We start from the raw sequence: 20,461 nt of genomic DNA, 5'->3' as shown, positions 1-20,461 counted from the left end.
GCATAGTTACTTGAAACATAGTTACTTAAAGTACAGTTACTCAAAACATAGTTAGGTGTTAATTAATTTAAGTATTAGTTAAATACTCGATCTCTTACTTGTTGCTGCAGTTCAAATAGATGGTTGGCCGCTTCCATATAATCAGGGTAGTCAATAAAGTGCTTTTGATACTCTGGCGTCATAATATGTATTTCTTCAGCGCGCATTAACTTCCAATAAAGCGGGGTGGTATGCAACATGGTGGCTAATGGTTTAAACACTTGTTTTTCATAAGCTAAAAAGAGATCTTCTAATATGACTTCACGCTCATGTTCACTTTGGATTGACGCTTGAATAGACGCTATTGCTTTTTGGTAGTGAGGATTGCCTTGTAGCGCCGACATTACCGAAATATTGTCTTTGGCTAACTCTTTCAGTTGCGTATGCACACTCTCAAGCCATGCCTGCTTGGTCAACTCTTGCGGAGCGACACTGTCAAACTGATGACGGATTTTCTTTTCCAGCTTTACTTGCGAACTGACTAACGCTTTACGAACTTTTTGAAAAGAGAGTTGATAGGTTTTACACAGTTCAATGATTAAGTCATGAAAGCCATTCTCAGGAAAGTGCATACAAGCTTTAAATGTGGCAATGGCGTGTTCTTGTTGAGGGGTTAGCTCACTCATTGTGTCTTGATCCTTAAACTGTGTGTAACGGTATACTGTCTTTCAATGTGCGCTTAAATGCGCGCTAAAGCAAAGTTGAAAATAGATGGGCAATTTACAGGGCTTATAAACCAAAGCCCACTTTAGGTAACATACGCACCGAGCGTACCCCCCAAGGAGTTAAATCAGGTTTAGGCTCGCCAGTATAGTTACCCAAGCAAATATATCCTTTTGATAGATAACGATATAAGAAATCCCCACCTTCTTGCTTAGCGGTTCTCTCATCATATAAAGGCAAAGCAATACGCTCCACACGCAAATCAGAAGCCTGCTTAAAGGCTGGATAAACCGAAGAGTTAACCTGATGAGCATCCAAATTCTTTAACAGCGCTTTGTCCGACATTGATGCTTTCTTACGAATAAAAAGCATAATCATGCGTTTCTGCTGTTCCGATGAAACAATGAGCATTTCCATAACGATAATTCCTTTGAAAGAAGCGCAGTATATAAGAAGTGCGGGGTCAGGTCTTGAAATTTGCACGCCTAGTTTTTACAAGTGTAGTTTTGCCTAGCATAGATACCAGCAAAGGCCGTCAATTCTTAGCTGTTCTATCCAGACTCATTATTGAATAAATGCTTCTATACTCTGTAAAAGAGCATCAACGGAGAGTTTTAAAATGTTGAACGAAAACCACGCCTTTATTATTGATTTTCCTGAGTTAAAGCTCGATATCGTTCAGTTAAATCATGACTATCCCTTGTTTAAAGCCAAGCTTGATGAATATCATCAACTCGATTATCAGATCCGCGAACTGGAAGTCTCTGGCAGCCCAATAGAAGACAATGAGATGCATGACCTCAAATTAAAACGAATGGAACTAAAAGACAGTTTGTATCTTCAGTTGACGCAACACCATGGGGTCAGGTCTTGAAATTTGCATGGTTGGTGCGACTGTGTGTGGTGTGGCTAGATGTATTACCTAGCCAGGTTCATAAGATAAAGGATGGCTGCAGTCGTTAGGCGGAAGTATTTAGTAGAGATTAAAGGTTCTGTTGTTGGTGAATTTGATACAAAAAATGCTCGGTTTCAAGTGCCAAGACTTCAGTCAGTTTACCTCTTGTATTTGCATCATATTTGTTTGAGAACCAAGTTCTAGGCTTATACCATTTTCTCATCAACAAATCGTTTTTCTCAATTGCACTTAAAATTTCAGTTGCTACGATGTCATACCTAGATGTTATCTCATTGATATAGATAGAACATTTTGTTGCTTTATTTAGCTCTGTTTGTGCAAGAGGAAGAATCTCTTGCAGCTTGATGATATTTGATTTTAGCTTTTCAGTTTCTTCTAAGATTCGGCTTGCTTTATTGTAAGCTCCTTTAGCTGCAAAATAAAAAATAGGCACTATTGCTATACCACTAATTACAGCCATTCCTCCCGCCATTCCTGCGCCACCAACTGCTAACGATCCTCCACCAAACCACGCCAAAGTTGCATTGGATGCAGCTACACCAGAAAGACCTGCAATACTGGCTCCGGTGGAAGCACTGCCCATTGTCGAAACTAATGCCCATGCGCCAACAGCAGAAGAACCGCCAACTATGCCTCCAAAACCAGCATTGGCAGCGGTATTATATGAGGAACTAAAATCGTTGATATCCTTGATAGTTTTTGAAGAGGATACGATGTTGACTTGATTATCAATTGATAGATTTCGATTTAGCTCATTCTCAACTCTTCTTAATAGGTCATTCGTTTTCTTTAGACGATATCCTATTTGTTTAAGCACACACTCAGTCTCAGCTTCGATACTTTTAAGTTCCTCAAATATCGGTGCATATTGGTTGTATAGATGATCGTATTCTTGTTTTGCAGATTTGACCTTTGTTGAGCCACCAAAAGTTAGAACTTTTGATGTGAAATTTAAAGTGTTGCTGACCAACGGCATGCTTGTCTCTGATAGGTTGTCTATGGAAAATTAATTGTACATATTTAAGCCGTATAAAATGGAATATGCCTAATTCCTATTTATGGTCTCTCCAGATACTTACTCCCTGCAAATTTCAAGACCTGACCCCAAGATACATTCGGTTACAAACTTTTTTCTCGCGATGAAATATAGTATTTCCAACGTAAATTGAATCGAGCGAAAAAGGCATCAATTATGAAAACAATTAGTTTAGCAATCTCAGCGATTTTATTATCACATGCAGCGTTAGCTGATACAGGTAACACATACGTTCGTAACGGTAACATCTATACACATGAAGGCCATGCAGTAGTCGGCGCTGGTGTAATTACTGGTAGCAAAATGTACAAAGGTCAAAAAGACCATACTAGTGCTTACATCAATGGTGGTTACCATGGCGTTGATTTTAACGCGGACTTAAACAGCGTTAACTACCGTTTCTTGGGTAACAACGAAGATACATTCAACATGAGTGTGTTCGTGGCAACTAACCCTGGTTTAGATGCGGATGATGCGACAATCCTTAAAGGTATGAAAGACCGCGACATTAGCGCTGACCTAGGTTTGAACGCCGATGTTCATCTTGGTCAAGGTACTCTTTCTGGTAAATTCCAACAAGATGTAACTGGCGCATATGAAGGCTTCCAAGGTGACTTAACTTACTACCACCCATTAGCATTTGGTAGTGTTGATTTTGTTCCTTACGCTGGTGTTCACTACTACAGCGAAAAATTTGTTAACTACTACACTGGCGTTTCTGCTGCTGATGCAACTGCTGAACGTCATGAATACAAAGGTGACGGAGCGTTCGCTTATAAAGTAGGTTACGCAATGGTTATCCCTGTAACTGAGCACGTTGATATTACTCAATCAACTGGTTACTCATACTTAACTTCTGACTTTGCTGATTCACCACTGATTGAAACTCAAAATCAATGGTCATCAACACTGGGTGTGAACTATACATTCTAAGTAGAGGATGAATGATGAAACTATTTAAACGTATATCAGTCATTGCCATATTTGCATGTATGTTGTCGGCGTGTGCAACGCCGTACAACACTGAAAAAAGTTTTTGGACCTTTGGTCAAGGTTTTGAAACCACGCAAATAGCACCAGATAGCTGGCAAATTAGTTTTGTAGGTAATGATCACACTGATAGAGCTTTGATGCGAAAATACGTTATGCATAAATCTGCAAAATTATGTCATGACGCAGGTTTCCCATACTTTATCTATACCACCGAGCAGACAACGCGTGATGCGGTTGGCGGTGTAGGAGTGGGAACTAAAATCAATAAAGACTTTATGTTCAACACGTCAAGTACGTTGCAAAAAGGGACAAGTATTGTTGAGGTCACCGGCCTAAAAACAAAACCTGCAAATCCAACAGGTCGCGTTTACGATACAGAGTTTTTATTGAAGCACCTAAAAGTAGACGAATAGTTTCATCCTGACCAACAACCTTAAATAGCTAAAACGCCATATTTTCTAATGTGGCGTTTTTTGTTTTTAGCGGCAAACTTGCGGGGTCAGGTCTTGAAATTTGCACGCTGCAGATGGATTGCGCTATACCGGAAGAATAGTCGTCAATTGTAGTGATTAGAAAGGTGCAAATGCCTGTTTTAGATAGCGTTGAAGTGTGTAGTCGGTTGGCGAATCTAGACAACTAAAAAGCACATTCCTTAGAACAGAAGATACCTAAGTTAGATGTATGGGCTAATTATTCGCTAGTTTTATCAACTTATTGAATGGGCCAATCCGTACATAAACTTACTGCCAACGCCCCAATAACAAACCTAACGTTTCAGTTATACCTGCAAATTTCAAGACCTGACCCCGTCACTTGATTTCGTCAATCATGGAGAAGGTTAATTGCATGCTGGCGCCGCCAAGTTCGGGGGAGCGGTGAATTGAAAGGGGGGAGCCCATCCAATGGCCGATGCGGTTGACTATTGCTAGTCCCATGCCGTGGCCGGCGTTGTCTCGGCTTTGTTGGCCGCGGACAAAAGGTTTGATTACTTGCGCAGCTTCTTGTTCATCAATGCCTTTGCCGTCGTCATCTACACTGAGTATGGCGTTGTGCTCTGTCGTTGTTAGCTGAACTTTGATGGTAGATTGCCCAAAACGTTCAGCATTACTCAATAAATTGCCCACTTGCATAGACAGATACATAGGATCGCTATGTACCCATATAGCATTTGAGCTCGGGGTAAAGATGAGCTTATGTTTATCCATTGAGTAACTTGCCAGTTTTGTCTGTAACCAACTATTGAGTTCTACAGGCTCTAATTCTGGCTTAATATTGGCTTGGTCAAGCCTGGCGTAGCTCAAAAGCGTCGATACGAGTTCTTCCATAGAATTAAGATCATGATTTAAGCGCGCAAAATACTTAAGTTTAAGCTTTTCGTTATCGGTTTCTTCTAACGCTTCAATTCCAAATCTTAGGCGCGCAATTGGCGTTTTCAAATCATGGGATACGGCGCGACTTAGTAACTTATTATCATCAATAAGCTGTTGTATGCGGTCAGCCATACCGTTAAATTCATGTTCTATCTCAGAGATATAAGACGATTTATGTATTTCAATACGATGCTGCAAATCCCCCATGCCAAACGATTTTGTCGCCTTACTTAGGTTCAATAATTGCTTAATTAAAGGCGATACCCACAGCAGTAATATAATGACGATGCCGGTATAGAAGAGCGCGGTGTACATCTTATTAAGATCCATCGATTGTTCTTCAACAGGCATCAACTGGGTCTGGATATTAAGCACTTGCTGTGTTTTTGGCAGTCGATAATGTAGAGAAATACCTTCATCGGATTGCAATGTCAGTTGCCCGTCGCGAATAAATTGTGTCCTTAATGAAGGGGGCAGAGGAAAGCTAGCTTCGTTAACAACAGACAGTTGCTCTTGGTTGTGCTTATTCCAACTTTCCAGAAGGCTTTGGCGAGTATTGGTATTAGTTGTTTGACCGTTACGTTGCGCATTGTTTTGAGAATTATTTTGCGCATTGCTTTGGTCATCAAAAATCTGAGCTAAGCTATTGCCTGCAAGTTTTAGTGCTTGTATACGCTCTGCGGTGGTAACGGACGCCACTTTACTTTCATGCTGCTGCGCATACTGACTGATTGACCAACCTAAGATCACTATCGATGCAAGAACAGCAATCACCAGTGAGACAATGAGTTTTCTCATACTAATACTTCTACCTTGTTATTCGTCTTCACGACAAAATAGATAACCTTTACCTCGAATCGTTTTGATTTTGTAAGGTTGCGCGGGAGCTTCTTGCAGTTTTTTACGTAAACGAGAAATGCGAATATCGATTGAGCGATCAAACCCATCATATTCGATGCCGCGCAATTGAGTGATAAGCTCAGTTCTGGGTACCACAGTGCCTTCTTTAGAAGCCAGAGCCCAAAAAGCGTCAAATTCGTTGGAGTTTAGATCCAGTTGATGTTCATCAATCGTGACCGATTTTGCTGTGGCGTTTAAAGTCAGAGAGTCAAATTGCAAAAGCTCTTTTGGCACTTCATCACTGGCGCGGCGCAACAAGGCTTTAATATGAGCGAGCATCACTTTAGGACGGATGGGTTTAGTCAAATAATCATCCGCGCCAACTTCTAAGCCTTTGATTTCATCACCGTCTTCAACGCAAGCGGTCATAAATAGGATAGGGCCGGAATAAAACTTTCTGGCTTCTTTACAGACATCAAAACCGTTTTTTACCGGCAACATGACATCCAGCAATACCAAATCTGGTGTTTCTTCTTCAATCATTTCTAGCGCATAGTCGCCTTGACTAGCAATGGTGATGTTGTAGTCATGATCAAGGAGGTAATCGCCAATCCATTCTGAAAGAGAGGCATCGTCTTCAACGACTAAGATGTGTTTTTTATCGGTCAAAATAGTCTCCATCCTGATTGCGATTGCTTAGGTGCTTTATATACCCAAGTGACCACCACTTTGACTTCGGCTAACGGTTGTGCCGTATTTTGATCTATTAAGCGAAACTTTGTGGTTTTATTATTACTGAAATTGTATTGATATTCTTGCATCAAACGGCCTTGCCAGCAGATCACTTGTTCACCAGTATCGGATTGTAATAAACAAAACTTTCCATCTAGCGGTGTTTTCCATTGAAAAACAATGTCTTGATAACAGGTCTGTCCCTTATGCAGTGCGACACATTGTTCCGGTGTGGCAGTGAAAGAGACATCTTTTCCTTTCGCCATGACAGGGGTTGTGCCCGCTAGCGATAATAAACAGCAGTAAAGTAGTCTATTCATATCGCCTCCTAAAATACGTAGCTAATTGACACGTTAAATAACGAGCTGTAATCAGCTTGACTAAAGGGGCTGTCAGTTATTTCATCAGACAATGCCGTTACGCGATAGGTCGACCGGAATACTACATTTTGTGTAATAGGATAGGCTGCGCCAAATTCAAGGCCGTAGTTAAAAGCCGCTCCAGCATCATATTGTTCAAATTGCGTAGTCGCTTCTTCATGGCTTACGCCATAAATATTATTAGTGAGCTTACTGGAGAGATAGGAAACGCTGCCGAGAGTGTACAGATTCCAGTTTTTAACTTGCCAAGACTTACCTAGCTTAATAGAGCTTTGTAGACCCAAGTTGTCGGTGTAATCACTGACTATACGGAATTGGAACACATAATTGTCATCCCAATAACGGGTAGCACGAAGACCTGCGCCAACAAAAACGCTTTCATCGGCCAGTAAATAATTATTACGTTGCGTCTCATTGAGCGCACTAACATTGACGTCTTTGTCCCGTAGCCAAGTGGTTTCAACATTCGCCGCTAAAAAATCAACAGACCAATCTTCAGAATTCCAGAAGTTGTAACCTAGGTTGGCGCCGTCTTGAGAGAGGTGCACCAGCTCAACAAATAAACCTTTATATTGATATACACCACTAAGCAGTAGCGTTGGCTGAAAATCTTTGTGTTCAGTGGCGCGCACGTCCACTTGATTGGTCACAAGACCCGATGCCCCAACTTCAAAGTAGCCTCCGTTTTCATGGCGTCCGCCATTTTGAGATGAGCTAGCGGTGATATCCGCCGCCATACTCGGCATGGCGAAAACTAGCCCTAATAGCAGGGCAGATGGCCTAACGAAATCACGTAGCAAAAGGGGCATTTTTTGTCTATCAACAAAATACGGTTTCACTGTCTTGTTCCAAACTATTTCTTAACGCATTTAACTATTATGACTGTGTGTTAAATGTGAGTCCAATATAACAAGATAGTTATTATAGAATAATAAGGTTTAGTGAAACGATAGGGGAATCATATTGATTTTCGACGGTTTCTTTTTAGGTTGCAGCAAGGTTAGGCATGAAAGTACTGCCGCCTTGCTGCAATGGGAGTGTCAATGTTGGCATCTCGTTAGATCACCAAATTCTCTTCAGTTTGAAAATCAAAAATATGGCAATAGTGAGTGTCGAGTTTGAAGCGAAATGATCGGCCTATGTCTGATGTGGTAATGTCTTGGGCGGTGGTTCTTGCAATGAGCTCTTTACCGTCGACTTTAAAATAGAGGTACTTTTCATTGCCCATATTCTCGACAACGGTTAACTCGCCTGCAACGGTGTTTACCGTGTCGTCATCTGAGGCAATTGAAATGTGTTCGGGACGAATACCAAAATACACGGCTTCATTAATATGCGAAGCAAGTAAGGTTTGTTTTTCTTTGGGGATATAAATACGAACGTTTGGCGCAATTTCAACGAAAATATCGTCATCGTGCTGACCAAGCGCTGTTTCCACCAAGTTCATTGCTGGGGAGCCAATAAAACTGGCGACAAATTTGTTTTGCGGCGCATTATAAAGATTCGTTGGCGTATCGACCTGCATGATATTGCCCTGATTTAATACACAAATACGATCGCCTAACGTTAAGGCTTCGGTTTGATCGTGAGTGACGTAAATCATGGTGGCAGGGTTGCCTTCTTCTTTTAAAGACTGGTGAAGCTGAGCGATTTTTACGCGCATAGACACGCGCAATTTGGCATCAAGATTTGATAGAGGCTCATCAAATAAGAACACTTCAGGTTTGCGCACAATCGCTCGCCCGACCGCCACGCGCTGACGTTGCCCACCGGACATTTCTTTGGGTTTGCGATCTAATAAGTCGGTAATTTCCAGCTTTTCAGCCGCTTCTCTCACGCGCTTATCAATCTCTTGCTTCGGCTTTTTCTGCATTTTTAGGCCAAAAGCCATGTTGTCAAACACAGTTTTGTGAGGGTATAGCGCGTAGTTCTGGAAAACCATGGCAATCCCACGATCTTTAGGTGCCAAGGTATTGACGACTCGGTTTCCAATGTGGATTTCGCCACCGCTGACTTCTTCAAGACCCGCAATCATACGTAAGGTGGTCGATTTCGCGCAGCCAGAAGGCCCCACAAACACCATAAATTCGCCTTCTCGAACTTCAAGATCAATACCATGAACAGCAGCAAAACCGTTCTCATATTGTTTTTTTACTTTGCGTAGGCTAACCGTTGCCATGTGATACTCCGCATTCGGATTAGATGTAATTAATACGATTGAATAGTCGATTCAATGAAAGAAAGCGCACGCAACGACTCCTTGTTGGTGCGCCTTCATGTTTACTTTAAGGACATTTTTTCACTAAAGCTTTTACTGGCTTCTTGTCGCTTGCAATCTGGATGCTCCATAGGTATTTGCCATCTTCAGGAAGATTGATCAGTGTATTTTTGGCAAATCCGCCACGTTTTAGCTCTTTAACTTCACCAACCGTCATTTCCAGACCTGCGGCAGTGAACTGCGGATTCCAACTCATGGTGGCAAACTGCACACTCACGTTGCCGGCTTTTTCTTCGCTAACAACTTGATAAATCCCATCGCCTTTATGACTCATTTGGTGCTCTTCAGTATGTAGCCATTGCCCTTCAGGGAAGGTCCCCAGCACATATAGAGAAGGGCGAATCGGCCCTCTATCATCTACTGATGCGACATTACAATCAGAAAATGGACCCGCAGATGTGATTTGTGGCGCAGTTGTGTCTTCAGTGGTACTAGCACAACCCAGTAGTGCTGTAGATATCATTGCTGTCAAAATTAATTTACGTTTCATTATTATTCACCGCATTGTTATGTGTAGATGATGATTAAATGTGTTGGTTTGTGTAATAAATTGCTTGCTGATAACTAAAAATATTATTTGGATGCTGAATTACTGATATTCGGCGTTATTTACGCGCGAGATAAAAATAAAGCATTCCATAATTTGCTCAGTGTCGGAGTTGATGCCGCATCTTTCCCTGCATCTTCAGACTTGTTCTTAACTTGTTTGTTACTGAGTCGATTGAGCACCGCTAAGTTTTTGTAGTAAGCGCGAGCGTCTTTTGCCGGATAACCAAACAGATCACTATTTTTCGGAAATGAATGACTCACGCCTGATTTGGCTTTAATCACAGAGTTTGCGCCAATGGTAAGGTTTCCTGCTGTGCCTGCTTGACCATGCACAATTACGTTATCTTCCAGGGTGGTGTGTCCTGCAAACCCAGTTTGTGATACTAGAAGGCAGTGCTTGCCTATGTTGCAGTCATGACCAATTTGCACCAAGTTATCAATTTTGGTGCCTTCCCCAATACGGGTATCACCTAAGGTGCCGCGATCTATGGTGTTATTGCAGCCAATTTCAACATTGTCCTCAATAATGACGCGGCCAACGCTTTCAACGCGTTCATAGCGAGTGCGTTTTCCTGTCATATATTCAAAACTAAAATTACCGATGGAGTTATTCGAATCAATAGTGACGTTATCGCCAATAACCGTGCCTTCTTTAATGACAGTGTTTGCATGAATAGCGACATTGTCACCGATGCTGACACCATTCATTATTTTTACTCCCGGCATAAAGTGACAATTTTTGCCGATGCTACAGTGCTTCCCGATATAAACATCAGGGATCTCTGAGGTATTACCTTGGTCAAATAACTGGTATTTGTGCACCTTATAAAGTTTTAGAACATGATTTAATTTTTCAATGTCTAATTGTTCAGTAACGATTTTTATTTTTGCGTCACTTTCGAGTATTTTCTTCGGGCCAATAATCACATCAGAAAAAGTCTCAGAAAGAGCATTAAGATCTTTCTTGGCAAAGACAATGGCGAGGCCACCCTTTTTAGTGCTGCGCACAGGGCGAATAAATGAAATTTCACTTACTCCTTCACCTATTACTTCGCCGTCAATAATCGCGGCAATTTCGGAGACTTTTATCATAATGTTTTACTCTCTAGGTTAAATTAGAAACGATAAAGTGCTTGAGCGAAAAATGTGCTTTGTTCAACCGTTTTGGATTCACCTTCTTTTAAGGTAAAGGTTTCATCGTCTTTAGCCCATTCGTATTCGGCTTTTACTAGCCAATCGCTGCCAATGGCTTGCTCATAACCGATGGTGGCCTTACGAATGTCTTTGAAATAATCTTCATCTTTGGCCCAACCATCACTGATTTTGGTTTCGTTTTCGCCAATTCGGGTGCGTACGTAAAGCGTGCCAGCATCTTCAAAGCTGTATTGTACAATTGGTTCAATATACTTTTCTGTGAAGTCACTGATTTCATTGACAGAACCGTCGCCATTTTTCGCGTCGTTCTCTTTAATTTGATAATAAAATTCAACGGCGAACTCCCAATTCCCCATTCGTTTATACGGCTTGAACAAGAAGCTATAGCCTTCTTCTTCTCGTGTGCCCCAAAGACTTTTGTCTTCGTTGTTGTATAGGTATTCAAGGTTGGTGTAGAAACCTGCGTTGTAGGTATTATTCCAGTAGGTTAGGTATGGACGAACGCTATGCTCACCTTTGGTGCTTTTTAAGCCTTGCGTTCCGCTGGTGCTATAAATTTTACCGCTGGTATATTCTAAGTCGTAAATTAAACCTGTAGTCCAACCTGAACCAAGATCAAAGCCTTTATTTAGCGACATTAAATGACGATATGATTCTTCTAGCTCAGAATAACTAGAGTTTTTGTTGGTTTTATTTCTATCGACTTGTTTTAACGCATAGAGCGCAGAAAAATCCCATTTTGAGTTTTTATAGAAGACCCCAAAAATTTCATGAACTTTTGTTCGCTCATTAAAGTCGCCACCCCACGAAGCATAATCGGTAACGTCTTTATCTTCATATTCATAAGAGGTTCCAACATGTCCGCCAAATTGCATTGCATCGTTAAGGACAGTGTCATAGATACTGTCTTCAATTTTGAATCCACGCTGATTTTCTAGTGCAAAAGCACTGGTACTAATAATTAAAGCATTTGCTACAACAACCGAAATTAATGTTCTGTTCACAACATATCCTTATCAACTCATTCGAGCCGCGAGTAAGAGCTAAGATCAATCAAAATATTTAGTAGTTCATCTTGAACGCCTAAATATTGTTCTGTATTTAATTTAATTTTTCTTCTTGATTGGTTAATAAATGTGGTGACGGTCACGATAAATGGTCATTTTGCGTGATGTTTATCACGTAATTGCGTTGGATTTGGCATCAGGAATTGCTGAGGTAATACTTGGTTCTATCGAATTGTGTGTTGATGTGTGATTAACCTGAATTAGATATAAGTTATTGTTTTATATGTGTTGGTGATGTGCGTCACAATTATCCTACTGCTAGATTGATTACTTATTGACTTACTTTTTCACTCGCCTAACCTAGTAGTACGCAGTGAACGACCAGTCTTGTTATGAAGGGTGTAAAAATGAAAAAGAATTTATTAGTAACCGTACTATTAGCTTCTATGTTTCAGGGAATAGCAGTTAATGCACAAGAGATAAAACCAGAGAAGAATGCAAATTTACTTATCTGGACAGACAAAACCACAGTTGACTATATGCAGTATGCATCCAAGCAATTTAATGCCGATTTTGGCTATGATGTAACGTTTACATTTCGAGGTTTGTCGCCGATAGATTCCGCATCAAGATTAATACAAGACGGTGGTTCGGCTCGCGTCGCCGATGTCGCTGAAATTGAGCATGATTTATTAGGGCGCTTGGTAGTAGCTGGTGGAGTGATGGAAAATCTAGTCTCAGCAGAGCGAGTTGATCAGCAATTCTTAAGTAATGCTGTTGCTGCTGCAAAATCAGAAGGGACGGACTATGGATTTCCGGTGAGCTTTGCAACCACCGCGCTTTTTTATAATAAAGATCTATTGCCTCATGCGCCTAAAACCTTTGAAGAGTTAGTTGAATTTTCTAAAACGTTTAATGACAAAAAAGCGCACAAATATGCCTTGTTATGGGACATACAAAACTATTATGAGTCTCGCATGTTTATCACTTTATATGGCGCGTATGAGTTTGGTAAAAACGGCACCGATGCAAAAGATATTGGTATTAGCTCGGAAAAAGCGCAAAAAGGGCTAGCGGCAATGAAAACCTTGCAAGTGGCGAACAGCTCAAATCCAAATGACATGCGTAACCCGCAAGTTCGTCGCGGATTATTTAGTGAAGGACGAGTGGCTGCAATTATCGATGGACCATGGGCAATACAAGGATATGAAAGCTCTGGCGTTAATTATGGTGTGGTGGCAATGCCCACTCTGGAAGGGCAACAACCGAGAACCTTTTCGACGGTGCGTTTAGCGGTAGTTTCTTCTTATACGGAATATCCACGCGCCGCTCAATTATTTGCAGACTATATTTCATCAGCCAAAATGCTGGAAAAACGCTATGCAATGACCAAGTCAATTCCACCGATTAAATCGGTACTAGATAAAATTATTGTCAATGCTGATGAGGCAACCAAAGCCATTATCACCCAAAGCTACCACTCTGATGCTATGCCTTCCATTCCAGAGATGGGCTTTATATGGTCACCAATGGCCAGTGCAATTACCGCTACCTGGGTGAGCAATAAGACACCGAAAGAATCATTAGATAGAGCTTTATCCGTCATCAAAGAGCAAATTGAGTTACAGGATTAAAGAGGATTTATGCAATTAACTGACACAAAAGTAGAATTTAAATTGCCTGTATCCCTACTCATTATGGGGGGGACTCAAATACAAAATGGTCATTGGGTAAAAGGCATTTTCTTTCTAATTATTCAGCTGCTCACTGTATTTATGATCCCCGATTTTGTGGAGATGATACGCGGGCTTATTAGTTTGGGTGATGTTGCTCAAGTCCGTAAAGGATTTAACATTATTCAGGGCGATCATTCTATCTTTATGCTTGTGGAAGGGGTTATTGCATTAATATTGCTGTGCGCTTTTGCTGTTATTTATATTGCGAATGTAAAAGATGCGAATCGATGTAAAGTCACCACACAGTCACCTTGGCAGCAGCTGAAAAGCATTTATGACAACCACTTTGCTTTTATTGTGTTGTCTCCGGCGATGATAGCAGGTATCGCATTTATCATAATGCCGATTGTAATTACTGTGCTGGTGTCTTTTACCAACTATTCTGCGCCTCACCATATCCCGCCTCGCAATTTGGTGGATTGGGTTGGTTTTCGAAATTTCTTTTCACTGTTTGAGTTGAAAATTTGGTCGAGCACTTTCTTTGGCGTAGCCAGTTGGACCGTGATTTGGGCGCTATTTGCCACTGTATGTACTTGTGGATTTGGCTTTCTGTTAGCGTTAGCACTTGAAAATAAACAGATAAAAGCAAAGAAGCTGTGGAGGTTTGTTTTTATCTTACCTTATGCCATTCCTGCGTTTGTTACGTTATTGATGTTTCGCTTGCTACTCAATGGAATTGGTCCGGTAAATGGAACGCTAAATACTTGGGGGTTTGAGTCCATCGCGTTCTTATCTGACCCTGTTTTAGCGAAAGTGACGGTTATTGCTGTCAGCGTTTGGGTAGGGGCACCATACTTTATGTTATTGATTTCCGGGGCATTAACTAATATTCCAACGGAACTTTATGAAGCGAGTGAAGTGGATGGAGCCAGTAAATTTCAACAGTTTTGGGAAATAACCTTACCTATGGTTTTGCACCAAGTCGCGCCTTCATTAGTGATGACGTTTGCGCACAATTTTAATAACTTCGGTGCGATATATCTGCTAACAGAAGGTGGGCCTATTAACCCAGAATACCGTTTTGCAGGACACACAGATATCTTAATTACTTGGATCTATAAACTGACCCTTGATTTCCAGCAATATCAAATAGCATCGGTAATTTCGATTATTATTTTCTTATTCTTATCTGGAATTGCAATTTGGCAATTTAGAAGAATGAAGTCTTTTAAAGATGATGTGGGTATGTAGTTATGAATAATATAATGCAAAAGTTAGGGACTTTTATCGTCTACATATTTTTAAGCATCAATGCCTTGTTGGTCTTAGGGCCTGTTATTTGGACGGTATTGGCATCCTTTAAAAAAGGGAACAACTTATTTAGTACTTCGTTCTTTGATATTGATTTTACTTTGCAGCACTACAGTACCTTGTTTACCGATACTCCGTATTTTGATTGGTATAAGAATACCTTTATTCTTGCCACATCTAACATGCTGATATCACTGGTTATTGTCACCATGACGGCTTTTGTATTCTCTCGATACCGCTTTAAAGGCAAGCAAAATATCATGATGAGTATTTTGGTTTTGCAAATGTTTCCGGCCTTTTTATCTATGACAGCGATTTATATATTACTGTCAAAAATGGGTTTAATTGATACCTATATTGGTTTGCTTTTTGTCTATGTGACTGGCTCTCTACCATTTTTGGTCTGGCTAGTGAAAGGGTATTTTGATGCGATTCCGACCTCGTTAGATGAGGCAGCTAAAATTGATGGCGCAGGGCATTTAACCATATTTATTGAAATCATATTACCTTTGGCAAGACCTATTTTAGTCTTTGTCGCTTTGGTCTCTTTTACCGGACCTTGGATGGATTTTATTTTGCCAACTTTGATTTTACGCAGCGAAGAAAAAATGACGTTAGCAATTGGTATTTTCAGTTGGATATCTTCTAACTCAGCAGAGAACTTTACTTTGTTTGCCGCAGGATCTTTATTAGTGGCGGTGCCAATCACTCTCTTATTTGTAGCCACGCAAAAACATATTACGTCTGGCCTTGTCAGCGGCGCTGTAAAAGAATAACGACTAGGATAAATACAATGATTACTAAGAGTTCCTTAATACACTCAGCCAAGAGTGCGGACAGTTATGCCTACGATAACGAGACATTACATATTCGATTTCGCAGTACAAAAGGGGAAATTGAAAGAGTTTCTTTGTGGATTGGCGACCCATATCATTGGGCTGAAGGTGGCTTAGACGGTGGCAACCTAGGTGGCAGTGATGCCCATGGCTGGGTTGGCGGAAATCATGTTGAAATGCAACTTGAGGGCAGTACGGAATATCATGACCATTGGTTTGCCGAATTTAAGCCGCCAAAACGTCGCACTCGCTATGGGTTTATTTTGTATGGCAAAGAAGGAGAGAAAATACTGTTTGGCGAAAAGAAGTGCGTTGACTTGTCCGACGAACAAGTTGCCGAATTAGAGTTGAGTAATTTAAGTAACTTTTTCTGTTTTCCGTATTTAAACCCGCAAGATGTGTTGAAAACGCCAAGCTGGGTTGCAAAGACTGTTTGGTATCAAATTTTTCCAGAGCGTTTTGCCAATGGACGCCCTGAGATTTCTCCTGATAACGTTTTAGCGTGGGGAAGTGAGCCTACCTCTGACAGTTTTATGGGAGGCGATCTATGGGGAGTCATTGATAAGCTTGATTATCTTCAAGATCTAGGTGTCAACGGATTGTATTTTTGTCCGATTTTCACCGCCAATGCCAATCACAAATATGACACCGTCGACTATTACAACGTCGATCCGCACTTTGGCGGCAACCAAGCATTTAAAGCCTTAGTAAACGAAGCCCATAAAAGGGGCATGCGCGTAATGTTAGATGCGGTATTTAATCATATAGGCGATCAATCGCCACTTTGGTTGGATGTGGTTGAAAAAGGGAGTGAGTCGCCATATGCCGACTGGTTTTGGATCAATCAGTTTCCGGTCTATCCAGATACACCTAAGAGCGAGTGGGATTTTTGGAACTTCAATTACGAGACCTTCGCAAATGTCATCGAAATGCCGAAATTGAACACCGAAAATGCGCAATGTAGAGAGTATCTACTGGACGTAGCAAGGCATTGGGTAGAAGAGTTTGATATTGATGGGTGGCGCTTAGATGTGGCAAATGAGGTTGATCATAGCTTTTGGCGCGACTTTAGAAAGCGCGTAAAAGGCATTAAACCTGATTGCTATATCCTTGGCGAAATTTGGCACGAAGGCATGCCTTGGTTGCGCGGCGATCAATACGATTCTTTGATGAATTATCCTCTTACACAAGCAATGACTGACTATTTTGCGCTGGGGCAAATCGACAAAAATCTGTTTATGCATAGCGTCAGTCAATCCTACTTTGCCTATCCAAAAAACGTCAACGAAGCGATGTTTAATTTATTGGATAGCCATGATACAACGCGAATTTTGAGCTTGTGTGAAGGTAACAAAGACAAAGCAAAACTGGCTTATCTGTTTATGTTTACTCAGGTTGGTTCACCTTGTATTTACTATGGTGGCGAGGTGGGATTGCAAGGACGGCGCAGTATGAGCCTAGAAGGCAACCGTAAATGCATGCTATGGGATGAATCCGAACAAGACCTTGAGTTTAAGGCATTTATTCAATACCTCATTGCATTGCGTAAAGACAATCCCGAGTTCAATGAGGCTTCAATTGCGTGGTTGGAGGTTGATGATGAGGATTGTGTTGCCTACACCCGAGGTAACTATCAGTTTGTGTTAAACAATTCTGCATACAGTAAATGTGTTGAGATCTTAGGTGAGCAAATAGCCTTGCAGCCTTTTGGTTACCAGATCACTGAGCGTGCGGCTTAAGCTTTACACAGCGTTTGGTTTAATGCTGATTGATATTTGTTTCGTTAACTATTGATCAGCATATAAAAAGTTAGAGTCAAACTGGCGGGAATGATAATCTTAGGTAAAGAATTCATGAATAGTTTCAAGGGGCATTTAGTGTCAGATGTGGTAAGCAAATTGATGGACTTTGGGTTCACTAAAACCGATTCGTTGGTGTATATCACCTTACTGAAAAATGGACGTTCAAGTGGTTATAAAATCGCGAAAGACATTTCATTGTCACGTTCATCGGTATACTCATCGATAGATAATTTGTATCACAATGGTTTTATATTTTTGTCTGACGGAGAGACAAAAGAGTATGAAGCGAAATCCCCTGAACTTATCTTTAGCCAAATCGAAAAGAAAACCATGTCCAATATCGCCATCTTGAAAAAAGAACTGGCGAAAATGGCACTGCATGAAGAAAAAGAGTTTGTTTACAATGTCTCTGGCTATGAAAACCTAGTTCAAAAAGCCAAAGAATTGATCAATCAAGCCAACGTCGAGATCTACTTAAACTCCGATTTTCGCTTAGATTTGTTCAAACGCGAATTGTGCGAAGCGATTGAGAGGGGAGTACGAGTCATCGGCTTTTCGTTCAATCGCTTAGAAACGCCACATGAGAAAATGGAAATGTATTCACGCTCTGAAGAAAGCGAACAAGAATACCCATCACACCGATTTATGTTGGTTGTAGATATGAAATTAGCCTTTGTATTTTCTCATCGAGCAGAAAGCACCGGCTTATTTACCAACAATAAACTAATGGTAAAAATGATTTCTGAGCACATCCACAGTGACATTTACCTGACCGAATATGAACGCAATAACCCCGACCTAAGAACCCGAATCAACACCATCCACGAACAATCCAACGAGATGGTTCAAGACGATATCCTAAAAGACGGGGTCAGGTCTTGATATTTGCATAAATCAGACAAATCCTCAGTTCAATAGCTCACATAACTTCTTCTTCAATAAAAACACAGCAACCATTAGCGATAAACCAAGGTTGCTGTTTTTCATTATCCGGCGGCTGGTAAAGATGGGGTCAGGTCTTGATATTTGCATAAATCAGACAAATCCCCAGCTCAATAACTCGCACAACTTCTTCTTCAATAAAAAAACAGCAAGCATTAGTAATAAACTAAGGTTGCTGTTTTTCATTATCTGGCGGCTTGATAAATATGCATTCGTGCAAATTTCAAGACCTGACCCCGCAATTAGTCACGTAGTTCACGGCGTAGGATTTTGCCTATGTTGGTTTTGGGTAGTTCGTCTCTAAATTCGATGACTTTAGGGATTTTGTAGCCGGTGAGGTGTTGGCGGCAGTGTTTCTTGATATCGTCGACGGTGACAGGGTCACTTGTGACTACGATTAGTTTTACGCGTTCTCCTGCTACGTCATCGGCAACGGCTACTGCAGCTGCTTCCACAATTTTGGGGTGTAGAGTGGCGACTTCTTCTATTTCGGTTGGGAAGACGTTGAATCCTGACACTAAGATCATGTCTTTTTTTCTATCTTCGATATAGAAAACGCCATCTTGATCCATTCTGCCAATATCACCAGAGCTTAACCATCCGTCGGCAGTAAGAACCGCTTTGGTTTCAGCGTCTTGCTTCCAATAGCCTTTCATGACTTGTGCGCCGCGCACTTGAATTTCACCCACTTCATTGGTGGCTAGAGGCTGTCCATTATCGTCGACAATTCTTAGCTCTGTGCTTGGCAGTGGCACGCCTACCGCAGAGACATACTCTTGTTGGGTGTGAACGCCGCCAGCAACCACTGGAGAGCACTCTGTCATGCCGTAGCCTTCGATAATGGGCATGCCTGTTACTTTTTGCCATTCATCAGCGGTGTGCTTTTGAGTCGCCATTCCGCCAGCGATGGTAAATTGGGCGCTAGAGAAATCCAGTGCTTTAAATTTGCTGTTGTTGAGCAGAGCTGCAAATAAGGTATTGAGACCAAAAATCATGGTAAACGGGTATTTGCCAAGGTCGGTAACAAAGCTTTTTAAATCACGCGGGTTAGTGATAAGCAAGTTTGTACCGCCCATATACATCATTAGCATCATACTCACAGAGTTAGCAAAGATGTGGTAAAGAGGAAGGGGAGTAACCGCAAGCTCGTTCTCTTTGGCAGTTCTTGGGCCAAAGTGGGCGAACACTTGCAGTACATTGGCAATGATATTTTTATGGGTAAGCATCGCCCCTTTTGCAACCCCAGTGGTGCCACCTGTGTATTGCAGGTAGGCAAGATCGTCATGTTCGATAGTGGGCGCGTTAAACTCCATGCGTTTGCCTTCGGTTAACACGCGGCGCAATGAGATTGCGCTAGGCAGGTGATATTTTGGCACCATTTTCTTGACGTATTTCACCACAAAATTGACTAAGGTGCGCTTATGTGGCGCTAACTGGTCGCCAATACTGGTTAAGATGACGTGTTTAAGGCTAGTTTGGTCGATCACTTTTTGTAAGCTATCACCGAAGTTTGTTACCGCGACAATGATGCTAGCGCCAGAGTCTCGAAGTTGATGTTCAAGCTCTCTTGGAGTGTAAAGCGGGTTTACATTCACTACCACCAATCCTGCTTTCAGTGCGCCAAGAATAGTGATTGGATACTGAAGAAGATTCGGCATCATTAGCGCAATTCTGTCGCCTTTTTTCGCTTTTAACTCAGTTTGTAAATACGCGGCGAAGGCGTCACTTTTATCATTCAATTCTTGATAGGTGAGCGAGTGACCCATGTTAATGAACGCGGTTTTATCTGCGAATCGGTTAAACGAGTCATCAAACATTTCATTAATATTTTTATATTTGTTTGGCTCTATAAATTCTGGGACGTCGCTAGGATAGGTGTTTATCCATGGTTTATGGCTTATGCTCATTGGTATTCTCACGCTTTTTGTATATGTGT

At 41.3% G+C, this 20,461-nt stretch carries 20 protein-coding genes; 8 read left to right on the top strand and 12 right to left on the bottom strand.

The window, feature by feature from the left end:
* Positions 1-74: 74 nt before the first annotated feature.
* Both OCU38_RS07425 and OCU38_RS07420 read right to left on the bottom strand, forming a co-directional pair.
* Positions 75-665, bottom strand: a complete 591-nt coding sequence (locus OCU38_RS07425) for a hypothetical protein (RefSeq protein ID WP_261822588.1) — start codon at positions 663-665, stop codon at positions 75-77.
* A gap of 103 nt (positions 666-768) precedes the next feature.
* The gene (locus OCU38_RS07420; RefSeq protein ID WP_023403659.1) at positions 769-1,119 is read right to left on the bottom strand and encodes a hypothetical protein; all 351 of its coding nucleotides are present in this window, start codon (positions 1,117-1,119) and stop codon (positions 769-771) included.
* A gap of 202 nt (positions 1,120-1,321) precedes the next feature.
* Here OCU38_RS07420 and OCU38_RS07415 point away from each other — a divergent pair, with 202 nt between their 5' ends.
* Complete coding sequence (locus tag OCU38_RS07415) at positions 1,322-1,576, top strand: YdcH family protein (RefSeq protein WP_261822587.1); 255 nt, start codon at positions 1,322-1,324, stop codon at positions 1,574-1,576.
* Positions 1,577-1,685: 109 nt separating this feature from the next.
* Here the strand turns inward: OCU38_RS07415 and OCU38_RS07410 are convergent, their stop codons facing one another.
* Positions 1,686-2,594, bottom strand: a complete 909-nt coding sequence (locus OCU38_RS07410; protein ID WP_261822586.1) for a hypothetical protein — start codon at positions 2,592-2,594, stop codon at positions 1,686-1,688.
* Positions 2,595-2,810: 216 nt separating this feature from the next.
* On the opposite strand from OCU38_RS07410, the gene ompV reads away from it, so the two are divergent.
* Together ompV and OCU38_RS07400 are read left to right on the top strand one after the other, a co-directional pair.
* A complete protein-coding gene (gene ompV / locus OCU38_RS07405; RefSeq protein ID WP_261822585.1) occupies positions 2,811-3,587 on the top strand; it encodes an outer membrane protein OmpV in 777 nt (258 codons plus the stop codon).
* A 14-nt stretch (positions 3,588-3,601) separates the two neighbouring features.
* Complete coding sequence (locus OCU38_RS07400; RefSeq protein WP_261822584.1) at positions 3,602-4,060, top strand: CC0125/CC1285 family lipoprotein; 459 nt, start codon at positions 3,602-3,604, stop codon at positions 4,058-4,060.
* Between the two features lie 396 nt (positions 4,061-4,456).
* On the opposite strand, the gene OCU38_RS07395 is transcribed toward OCU38_RS07400, so the two are convergent.
* The 8 genes from OCU38_RS07395 to OCU38_RS07360 form a co-directional block, all read right to left on the bottom strand.
* The gene (locus OCU38_RS07395; protein ID WP_261822583.1) at positions 4,457-5,815 is read right to left on the bottom strand and encodes an ATP-binding protein; all 1,359 of its coding nucleotides are present in this window, start codon (positions 5,813-5,815) and stop codon (positions 4,457-4,459) included.
* Positions 5,816-5,833: 18 nt separating this feature from the next.
* Positions 5,834-6,526, bottom strand: coding sequence for a response regulator (locus OCU38_RS07390; protein ID WP_261822582.1), 693 nt, complete (start codon positions 6,524-6,526; stop codon positions 5,834-5,836).
* Entirely contained in the window at positions 6,523-6,909 is a 387-nt protein-coding gene (locus tag OCU38_RS07385; protein ID WP_261822581.1) for a DUF3019 domain-containing protein, read from the bottom strand. Before OCU38_RS07385 ends, OCU38_RS07390 begins: the two co-directional genes overlap by 4 nt.
* An 8-nt stretch (positions 6,910-6,917) precedes the next feature.
* Positions 6,918-7,808 carry a MipA/OmpV family protein gene (locus OCU38_RS07380; RefSeq protein ID WP_261822580.1) on the bottom strand — a complete coding sequence of 297 codons (891 nt, stop codon included), beginning with the start codon at positions 7,806-7,808 and terminating at the stop codon, positions 6,918-6,920.
* Positions 7,809-8,026: 218 nt separating this feature from the next.
* Positions 8,027-9,148, bottom strand: coding sequence for an ABC transporter ATP-binding protein (locus tag OCU38_RS07375; RefSeq protein ID WP_261822579.1), 1,122 nt, complete (start codon positions 9,146-9,148; stop codon positions 8,027-8,029).
* A 106-nt stretch (positions 9,149-9,254) separates the two neighbouring features.
* On the bottom strand, positions 9,255-9,737 hold the full coding sequence (locus tag OCU38_RS07370) for a glycosidase (RefSeq protein WP_261822578.1): 483 nt from the start codon (positions 9,735-9,737) through the stop codon (positions 9,255-9,257).
* Between the two features lie 119 nt (positions 9,738-9,856).
* Entirely contained in the window at positions 9,857-10,888 is a 1,032-nt protein-coding gene (lpxD, locus tag OCU38_RS07365; protein WP_261822577.1) for a UDP-3-O-(3-hydroxymyristoyl)glucosamine N-acyltransferase, read from the bottom strand.
* Positions 10,889-10,911: 23 nt separating this feature from the next.
* Positions 10,912-11,955 (bottom strand): porin, encoded by a 1,044-nt coding sequence (locus tag OCU38_RS07360; RefSeq protein ID WP_261822576.1) that lies wholly within the window; start codon positions 11,953-11,955, stop codon positions 10,912-10,914.
* A 410-nt stretch (positions 11,956-12,365) separates the two neighbouring features.
* Here OCU38_RS07360 and OCU38_RS07355 point away from each other — a divergent pair, with 410 nt between their 5' ends.
* From OCU38_RS07355 to OCU38_RS07335, 5 genes are all read left to right on the top strand, one after another.
* Positions 12,366-13,592, top strand: coding sequence for a sugar ABC transporter substrate-binding protein (locus tag OCU38_RS07355; protein ID WP_261822575.1), 1,227 nt, complete (start codon positions 12,366-12,368; stop codon positions 13,590-13,592).
* A 9-nt stretch (positions 13,593-13,601) separates the two neighbouring features.
* Positions 13,602-14,885: a carbohydrate ABC transporter permease gene (locus OCU38_RS07350; RefSeq protein WP_261822574.1), complete on the top strand. Its 1,284-nt coding sequence runs from the start codon at positions 13,602-13,604 to the stop codon at positions 14,883-14,885.
* A gap of 2 nt (positions 14,886-14,887) precedes the next feature.
* Positions 14,888-15,721: a sugar ABC transporter permease gene (locus tag OCU38_RS07345; RefSeq protein ID WP_261822573.1), complete on the top strand. Its 834-nt coding sequence runs from the start codon at positions 14,888-14,890 to the stop codon at positions 15,719-15,721.
* 17 nt (positions 15,722-15,738) lie between these two features.
* On the top strand, positions 15,739-17,520 hold the full coding sequence (locus tag OCU38_RS07340; RefSeq protein WP_261822572.1) for a glycoside hydrolase family 13 protein: 1,782 nt from the start codon (positions 15,739-15,741) through the stop codon (positions 17,518-17,520).
* A gap of 114 nt (positions 17,521-17,634) precedes the next feature.
* Positions 17,635-18,465: a TrmB family transcriptional regulator gene (locus tag OCU38_RS07335; protein ID WP_390625214.1), complete on the top strand. Its 831-nt coding sequence runs from the start codon at positions 17,635-17,637 to the stop codon at positions 18,463-18,465.
* A 302-nt stretch (positions 18,466-18,767) separates the two neighbouring features.
* Here the strand turns inward: OCU38_RS07335 and OCU38_RS07330 are convergent, their stop codons facing one another.
* Entirely contained in the window at positions 18,768-20,432 is a 1,665-nt protein-coding gene (locus OCU38_RS07330; RefSeq protein ID WP_261822571.1) for an AMP-binding protein, read from the bottom strand.
* Positions 20,433-20,461 lie beyond the last annotated feature (29 nt).

The organism is Vibrio neonatus, from assembly GCF_024346975.1.
Taxonomy (GTDB): Bacteria; Pseudomonadota; Gammaproteobacteria; order Enterobacterales; family Vibrionaceae; genus Vibrio; species Vibrio neonatus.
The sequence above is the reverse complement of the archived record's forward strand: the minus strand, read 5'-3'. Positions and strand labels throughout refer to the sequence as shown.